Genomic DNA, 7,893 nt, shown 5'->3' on the forward strand with positions numbered 1-7,893 from the left:
GTCCAATCCATGCATCCATAAGCAAAAATTCTTTTCCCCTTAAATTCTACTGGAATTTTTACCTTTCTTTTTTGAAGTTCCATTTTTCCAATCCCGGTTAATGAATATATCGGTTTTTTGCTTTCCTTTACTTCAAGCCATTTATATTCAAGCATTTTTTCAAGCAAATATACACCATTAACACCTGCTAAATGGTCATAGCATGACCTTGCATTATTCAGGTTCTGTTTCGAATCTTTATTTGTTTTAACTTTTTTGTTCCCGCTAAATACGTTGTCAATCCATAGAAGTAAAGGCTCAAGCTGTTCAGGATACAAATAATAAACATGTTCTCGGCCTATACTGTTTGTTCCAACTATTTTATTTTTTGATAATACAGAAAGACAATTGGAAACTTCTGGCTGGATTAAATTTAATGATTCACAAATTTTATTTACGCTTGAAGGGCCAGAGGATAAAAATTCAATTATCTTCATTCTGTTTGGATTTGATATGGCATGAATGATATTTGCAATGTTGCTTTTTGACTCTATCATAACATATAATGGTTTTCTTATATATCATATTTTTTAAATTTTCATTGAAATTATGTATGTATGAATACTTATAAAAAGGTAGATATTTCTATGGCAACTGGAGGCTTACTGCTATTTTTCCTGATGATGGGATCAAACGTGCCTGCAACATTATACGAAATTTATGCAGTAAAATTCAGGTTCAATACATTAATATTAACAGGAATATTTGCAACCTATGTGATATTTCTTGTTCCTACATTATTGATTTCAGGAAAATATGCAGACAAACATGGAAGAAAAAGTATAGTTTATGCCGGAATTGTTCTGGCAATTGCAGGATTATTATCGTTTATTTTTGCTGCGAATTACTATGAGCTTTTTATGGCAAGAGCATTTCAGGGTGCGGCAACAGGGCTAATTTCAGGGCCTTTAACAGCGCTGCTTGTTGATCTGGATAGAGATAAAACAAAGGCTTCTTTTATTACTACAATTTCAACATCAACGGGCACTGCTACTGGCCCTTTTTTGGGTGGAGCAATGGCAGAATACTTTATATTCCCGCTTGAATCGGTTTATTTTATTTCACTGGTTTTACTGGTTATTATTTCCATATTTGTTGTTAAAATGCCTGAAACAGTGCACCGTAAAGAATTAAAAATTAATATTAAAAAGCCTGTAATGCCGGAAAATGTAAAGAGAATTTTACTGTTTTCCAGTTTCTCTTCTTTTGTGGCATGGTCAGTTACAGCATTTTTTATGTCACTTGCCCCAAGTTATATCACCACCGTGTTTGGATTGAATAACTATGCAATTGCCGGTGGAATAGTATTCTTAATGCTCATTTCTTCTGCGTTTATCCAGATTTTATTCCGCAAATCATTATCTGAAGAATCAATTGTTTATGGCTTTATGTTATTGCTTGCTTCTATTCTGGGAATAATACTATCTGTTCCATACCATTCACTGATAATACTTGTTTTCAGCACTGTTCTTGCAGGCACAGGAATGGGTATAGCATTTCTTGGTGCCATGAAAATGATTGTAAAAGATATTCCTGCAGATTATAAAGCATCGGTCCTTTCAAAATTTTATATTATTACATATGCTGGAGTAGGAGTTCCGGTAGTGGCAATAGGCGGAATCGCACTTTTAACAGGTTTGTTTATTTCTGTAATTTATTACTATGTTTTTATAATTATAATGGTGTCCATTCTTATTATAATGAGGCAAAAATATAAAATTAAAAATGTATAATTAAGAAAAATAGCGGTAAAAAATTGATATATACCATTTTATTTTTTTATTTGAAAATCTGGTATCAGTATTCTTAATTCAATATCCGGGTTATATGATTTTTCTCTTTTTATGCCGGAAATATCTATATTTCGGATTGTGTCCAATGTTTTGATTTTTCCTGACCTGATTATAATGCCTCTGGCCACTGAATCGTGGCCCCTCTGCTTATGTACCTCAGCAGCACATAGAAGTATTATGTACTGGTAAGTGGTTTTTTCCAGACCATTACTATTTCTCCAGTAATTTTCAAGTACTTCGTGTGCTTCCCAGTAGCGTTCTTCCCCGATCAGATAAATTGCATAACTGAAAGATTTTGCATTCTGGATGTAATTTATGCTTGAAGTAAAGAAATTTTTGCCCATAATTGATTTTGTGATGTTGTTGATTTGAAAAAAATATGCTATTTCTACACTGTTTTTCTCAATTCTTACGTCGTATACTAATGGATCTGATTTTTTTAATTGCCTGAAGAGTAAATCTCTTTTATGCCTGTCCATTCTGGTATTATAGATATTTATATACCTGCCCGGTTCCCAGTATTTCTCCATAAAATTTCATACTCCAAAAAAATCATCAAGGCTTTCATTTGTGTTTATTCTGGTGTTTATTTTGCCAATTCTTATTCCTATTCTCCTTAATTTCCTTTCATCGGTTGCCAGTATCTTCTCCATGAGCTCTTTGGCCATTTCATATGCCCTGTCTTTATTGATGCTTGCAGAAGTGTATGACCTTGAAACAATATCAAGGTCTTCCATGATGCCAATTGCAGATATTTCTCCTGGGATGCCGGGAGCCTTGCTGTATGCTGAATCCACTGCCTTCTGCAACATGGGCAATATAATGCTAAAATCCCTTGTATTTTCAGGCAATGTCATATATCGGCCAAAATTTTTTCTTACTCTTTCTTCGACAGGCTTATTATAACGATTTTCTGCTATTTCCATCAAATAATTGTATTTGGAATTACCAAGGATTGAAAGCATGTTTTTTGGATCTGCTTTTAAAATATCCTTTATATAGATTATTCCAGATTCTTTGAGTTTTACGGAAAGTATTGACCCTATTCCCGGTATTTTTTTTACTTCCAGATTATTTAAAAATTCATCAACTTCTGATTGACCAATATACTTTAACCCATCTGGTTTTGCCATATCCCCAAGAATTTTTGCTATAACCTTATTTATTGAAACTCCAGCTGAAACTTTCATTTTGTGGTCCTTATATATTTTCTCCTTTATTTCCTGCCCGAGGCTTATGGCCTCCTGAAAGGTATCACATTCATCAGTTACATCCAAATATGCCTCATCTATGCTTGCAATTTCCATTTTATCCGAATATGTGGAGATTGTGCCCATAACTTTATCTGAAAATTCCTTATAAAAATCCTTTCTTATTGGAATAAAAACTGCCCTATCCTTTCCTATTTTCATTGCCTGTGGGAGTGGCATCCCCGATTTGATTCCGATTGATCTGGCTATGTAATTCGATGTTGCTACAGCCCCGCTGTTTTCTGTTCTGCCAGAATAAACGCATACCACAACTGGTTTGTCCTTTATGGCAGGGTCCATAATTTCTTCTACCTGGGCATAAAAATAATCAAAATCGATAAATATGATAAAAACCATGAATATATATTGGCATTTATAATTTAATTTTTCTGTTAATTTTGAATTTTATAATATTAATGAATTCATTCCGGGCTCGCCGGGGTCTCTCTTAATATTTTTTATTCTCCGGTATATTTGTAGAGATATTCCTGCTTTGTCAATATTTGGGATTTCCTCCTTTTTATCCTTTTCAATTATTGTATAATCATTTACAGTTTCGCCAAATGGGTTTTTGGCATAACTATTCAGCACTACCACATCCGGATCAGATTTTTCAAACTTTTTGCTATCATAGGTTTTCTCGCTTTCCAGATTGAACAGTACCATAATTGCACCTGGCACCATTTGCCTGATTCTGTCCCTTACTTTTGGCCTGGGCGATAACACAATATTCTGTTCTTCTCCACTATCAAGCTTTGATTTGCTTTCCTTTGTATCAAAATCCATCAGCGCCATTGGCATTATTATATAATCATATTTATTCACACTGATGTATGTATTGATTTCAATTATTATCTCACGTAAATTGTATTTTTCCATATATGTAGCATATTTCGGTATACTGTATTCCGAATTCCCAATATAAGTAATCATTGAAGCGCCAAGGCGGAAAGCATTTCTTGCAAGCCAGTAGCCTGTATACCCTGATGACCTGTTTGTAAGTATTCTTACAGGGTCCAGTGGAAGCTCACTTCTTCCAGAAATTATCAGAACGTTCTTTCCCTTGAGTTCATCGCCATATATAGACCTGCAGGCATAATCTATTATTCTATCGTTGTCTGCTATTTTTGCCTTTGTTTCATCGAATTCCGGTTCAACTATAAGAACACCTTTATTCTTCAATTTTTCAATATTTTCTTTGTTTACAGGATTTGCGAACATGTCTTTATGCATTGCAGGCACAACAACTATGCTGTTTCCATGCCCCAGCGCGTATGAGAAAAACAGTGATGGTATACTGTCCGAGATTCCATTTGCCATTTTCCCGATAGTGTTGTAGGATGCAGGTGCCACCAGAAGTATTGTATTATCATCAAACATAGATATATGTTCTATATTGCCTGTTATTTCTGTAACCACTGGATTTCCGGTTGCCCATTCCATTATGGTTTTTCCAATCATTGATACGGCAGACTGGCTCATGGCTGAAACGACAGTAGCCCCTTCTCTTTTAAGGTCCCTAATCAGATCCGGGATTCTGTAAATTGAAATGCTTGCAGAACTGACAATTATTACCTTTTTGCCTGATAGCATATTTTCAAAATGTGATTCTATGTAGTTCATATATTTAATAGTGTTTCATTACATAAATTATTTATTAATCTAAAAATAAGGGTTTTGCAACAAATTAGTTAATATTATTGACTTGCCCCTGTTCAGTAATTATGATAGTAAATCTATTATTTTTGTTGCAAATAGAAAATGTTTTAAATAAATAAAGCATTTATTAGTTATGGAAGCTAATCCAGAACATATTATGAAGACTGCAAACATGCTTAAAATCCTTGGCCTATCGTCTTATGAAGCACAGGCTTTTGCCTCATTAGTATATCATGGTGTGGCAAATGCTGATACTATTGCAGATACAGCAGGCATTCCACGAACTTCGGCATATAAGGTTATGGAATCACTTGTTTCAAGAGGATTTGCAAGGGAAACAGAGGGGAGGCCCAGAATGTTCAAGCCAGAAGATATGAGCAAGATACGTGAGGATTTTATTAACAATGTAAATAAATTATTTGATGATTTAAGGGAACTGCAGGATGTTTTGCCTTCCAAGGGAGATCCTCAGCTTGTGTTTACAATATATGGGAGAACAAAAGTAATGAGCAAAATGGCCGAAATGTTTGACCTTACAGAACGGGAAATTTTAATAGCAACACCGAGAATCAGAGAAATTAGAAGTGAATTAAGAAAAAATATTGATAATGCAATAAAAAGGGGCGTAAAAGTTATTTTCATTACGCCGCCCAATAAGAGAGTTCCACACAATACAACGGTTTACAGAAAAGAAGGGCTTATAGCCACAGATGTTGCAAGCGACGATTCAAGGGCAATGCTGGCTGGAGCTGATCTGGATGCATGTGGATACACTGACAATCCGGTACTTTCATTGCATGTGCTGCAATTTATTAGCATGATGATGAACGATGACATCAAAATGTGACCTGAATCAGATGAACAAACTAATAGGCGGGCACGTTTCCATAGCTGGTGGCATTGATCTTGCGCCTGAAAGGGCTTCATCCTTTGGCTTTAATACATTGCAGGTCTTTGTTAAAAGCAATTTACAGTGGAAGTATAAGGAAATTACAGATGAAGAATCTACTGGATTCAGGGAAAATGTTAAAAAGTATAATTTAAAAAAACCGGTGGTTCATGCAACATACCTTTTGAACTTTGGATCAGATAACAGTGAACTTATTCAAAAATCCATTGATGATATCAAATACGAAATAAAGGTTTGCAATGAAATTGGCGTTGAAAATCTTGTGCTTCATCCAGGTTCAAACAGCGATAAAAAACATGCCATGGCTTCAATTATGGAATTATTAAATTCGCTGGAAACAGGCAAGGTTTCATTGCTTATCGAGAATTCATCAGGGAAGGGAAATACGATACCGGCAACAGTTGATGAGATGGAATATATGATGTCTGTGTCAAGTAATAAAATAGGTATTTGCCTGGATACATGCCATTTCTTTTCTGAGGGTTATGACATAAAAGACAGATATGAAGAATCCATGGAATTGCTGAAATCCAGTGGCGTTCTCAAGCATATAGGTGCATTGCATATCAATGATTCAATGTTTGCCGTTAGCTCAAAAAAGGACAGGCATGAAAACATTGGAAAGGGCTATATTGGGGACAAAGGATTTTCAAACATAGTTAATGATAATTCATTCAATAATATACCGATGATCATGGAAACTCCAGATGGTGACGAATATTATTCCAAAAATCTGGAAAAACTTGAAAGTATGCTGGTGAGATAATGAACGTGAAAGAATTCAGGCCATATTTATTTTCTGGGGATATCAGGGATATAGTATCACCTCCTTTTGATACAATAACTGTAGAGCAGGAAAAAAAACTGCGTTCTGCTAAATACAATATTACAGCATTGAGCCTTCCAGAATATGGAAATAGTGGAATTACCCTTCAGAAACTTATAAATAAATGGATCACAGAAGGAGTTATTTACCAGCATGATAAAGATATTATACTGATACTCAAGCAGGTATTTTATATCAATAAAGAAGCAATAACAAGATATGGAATTATATCACTTGTAGAAATTGATGATATGTTAAAGGCACATGAAAATACTTTTGAAAAAAATGTTCTGGAAAGAAAAAAAGTTATGAAAGAATTGAATGGCGAACCGGAGCCAATATTTGTAGTTGTTCCTGATAATGGTTTTGACAAAATGATCAGGAGATACAGCAACAATCTGGAAAAGGTATACGAATTTGAGGAACCAAGCGGTGTGGAAAATTATATATATTTTCTTGATGACCCGGATAAAATAAATAAATTGAAAGAAACATTGAGGAACGATAGGGGAATCGTGGCAGATGGCCATCACAGGACACAGGCAATAATTGACCTTAAAAAGGAAAGCGGTGATATATTCTGGAATTATGCAATGGCATATATAACTTCGATATATGATAATGGCCTTATGATAGGTGGTGTGGATAGACTCGTATACAGAATTAATTTTGAGGAAAATTTGCCAAAATTGAGGAATTTATTTGATATAACTGTGGACAGAGCTATTATGGATGATGATGAAATCAGAGTTTACAGCAAGGGGATATTTTATAGATTGGTGGCAAAGCAATTTGCAATTGATGAAACTTTTGGTTCAGGCCCGTTGATTTCTACTGAGATTATAAATAAGATACTGTTCAGGGATGGGATGGGGCTTAACAACAATGATATTGAAACAAAGGTTGGATATATATATAACACAACCGATGCAATCAATGCAGTTGATATGCACGAATGCGACTTTGCAGTTATCGTTCCCCCGTGGAAAAAGGATGTTTTTTTGAAAATGGTGCTTGAAGGTTCTGTATTTCCCCAGAAATCAACATATTTTTATCCAAAAATCCCATCAGGCATTGCTATTTACCTGAAGCCATCGTAGCTCAGCAGGAAGAGTGGCTGATTCGTAATCAGCAGGTCGCGAGTTCAAATCTCGCCGATGGCTCTAATGAAAATGTTCAACACTGTATCTATGTATTTTCTGTTATTTTTGATTTTCTTTATATAATTCAGATCCACTTTTTTAATATAAAAATAGCATTATATAATTAATGAATTATATTTTAATGTTAATTTTATTATGACCTTTGAATTGTAATAAAATATTTTAGAATGTTATCTTGGGATAATTAAGGTGCCCAATAATACTTTTTTGCATGCGCCTCAAGGTACACTTGATTAATGGGCCTTATCCTTGA

At 34.6% G+C, this 7,893-nt stretch carries 8 protein-coding genes and 1 tRNA gene; 5 read left to right on the forward strand and 4 right to left on the reverse strand.

Annotation, left to right across the window (positions count from 1 at the left end; all coding sequences use genetic code 11):
- Positions 1–536: metalloregulator ArsR/SmtB family transcription factor (locus tag WKI77_RS06660; RefSeq protein WP_337861049.1), on the reverse strand; the 536-nt coding region annotated here is incomplete at its 3' end.
- A gap of 60 nt (positions 537–596) precedes the next feature.
- Between WKI77_RS06660 and WKI77_RS06665 the strand changes: the two genes are divergently transcribed.
- On the forward strand, positions 597–1,772 hold the full coding sequence (locus WKI77_RS06665) for an MFS transporter (RefSeq protein ID WP_337861050.1): 1,176 nt from the start codon (positions 597–599) through the stop codon (positions 1,770–1,772).
- Between the two features lie 38 nt (positions 1,773–1,810).
- Here WKI77_RS06665 and WKI77_RS06670 read toward each other — a convergent pair whose 3' ends face one another.
- From WKI77_RS06670 to coaBC, 3 genes are read right to left on the reverse strand one after another with little or no spacing between them, the layout of a single operon-like run.
- Entirely contained in the window at positions 1,811–2,362 is a 552-nt protein-coding gene (locus WKI77_RS06670) for a DUF309 domain-containing protein (RefSeq protein WP_337861051.1), read from the reverse strand.
- Positions 2,363–2,368: 6 nt separating this feature from the next.
- A complete protein-coding gene (locus WKI77_RS06675) occupies positions 2,369–3,439 on the reverse strand; it encodes a DNA polymerase IV (RefSeq protein WP_337861052.1) in 1,071 nt (356 codons plus the stop codon).
- 48 nt (positions 3,440–3,487) lie between these two features.
- Positions 3,488–4,705, reverse strand: coding sequence for a bifunctional phosphopantothenoylcysteine decarboxylase/phosphopantothenate--cysteine ligase CoaBC (coaBC, locus tag WKI77_RS06680; RefSeq protein ID WP_337861053.1), 1,218 nt, complete (start codon positions 4,703–4,705; stop codon positions 3,488–3,490).
- 169 nt (positions 4,706–4,874) lie between these two features.
- Between coaBC and WKI77_RS06685 the strand changes: the two genes are divergently transcribed.
- The 4 genes from WKI77_RS06685 to WKI77_RS06700 all read left to right on the forward strand — a co-directional run bounded on the left by WKI77_RS06685 (position 4,875) and on the right by WKI77_RS06700 (position 7,640).
- A complete protein-coding gene (locus WKI77_RS06685; RefSeq protein WP_337861054.1) occupies positions 4,875–5,588 on the forward strand; it encodes a TrmB family transcriptional regulator in 714 nt (237 codons plus the stop codon).
- Positions 5,572–6,417, forward strand: a complete 846-nt coding sequence (locus WKI77_RS06690) for a deoxyribonuclease IV (RefSeq protein ID WP_337861055.1) — start codon at positions 5,572–5,574, stop codon at positions 6,415–6,417. The genes WKI77_RS06685 and WKI77_RS06690 overlap by 17 nt, the downstream gene beginning before the upstream one ends.
- On the forward strand, positions 6,417–7,577 hold the full coding sequence (locus WKI77_RS06695; protein ID WP_337861056.1) for a DUF1015 family protein: 1,161 nt from the start codon (positions 6,417–6,419) through the stop codon (positions 7,575–7,577). Before WKI77_RS06690 ends, WKI77_RS06695 begins: the two co-directional genes overlap by 1 nt.
- A tRNA-Thr gene (locus WKI77_RS06700) sits at positions 7,568–7,640 on the forward strand. Before WKI77_RS06695 ends, WKI77_RS06700 begins: the two co-directional genes overlap by 10 nt.
- The last annotated feature ends 253 nt before the right edge of the window (positions 7,641–7,893 follow it).

Origin of the sequence: Ferroplasma sp., from assembly GCF_037442045.1 — an archaeon.
Classification (GTDB): Archaea; Thermoplasmatota; Thermoplasmata; order Thermoplasmatales; family Thermoplasmataceae; genus Ferroplasma.

Excerpts from the sequence above, each read along its gene's own strand:
- WKI77_RS06665 (WP_337861050.1), top strand. The coding sequence starts at position 597 with ATGAATACTTATAAAAAGGTAGATATTTCTATGGCAACTGGAGGCTTA.
- WKI77_RS06670 (WP_337861051.1), bottom strand. The coding sequence starts at position 2,362 with ATGGAGAAATACTGGGAACCGGGCAGGTATATAAATATCTATAATACC.
- WKI77_RS06675 (WP_337861052.1), bottom strand. The coding sequence starts at position 3,439 with ATGGTTTTTATCATATTTATCGATTTTGATTATTTTTATGCCCAGGTA.
- coaBC (WP_337861053.1), bottom strand. The coding sequence starts at position 4,705 with ATGAACTACATAGAATCACATTTTGAAAATATGCTATCAGGCAAAAAG.
- WKI77_RS06685 (WP_337861054.1), top strand. The coding sequence starts at position 4,875 with ATGGAAGCTAATCCAGAACATATTATGAAGACTGCAAACATGCTTAAA.
- WKI77_RS06690 (WP_337861055.1), top strand. The coding sequence starts at position 5,572 with ATGACATCAAAATGTGACCTGAATCAGATGAACAAACTAATAGGCGGG.
- WKI77_RS06695 (WP_337861056.1), top strand. The coding sequence starts at position 6,417 with ATGAACGTGAAAGAATTCAGGCCATATTTATTTTCTGGGGATATCAGG.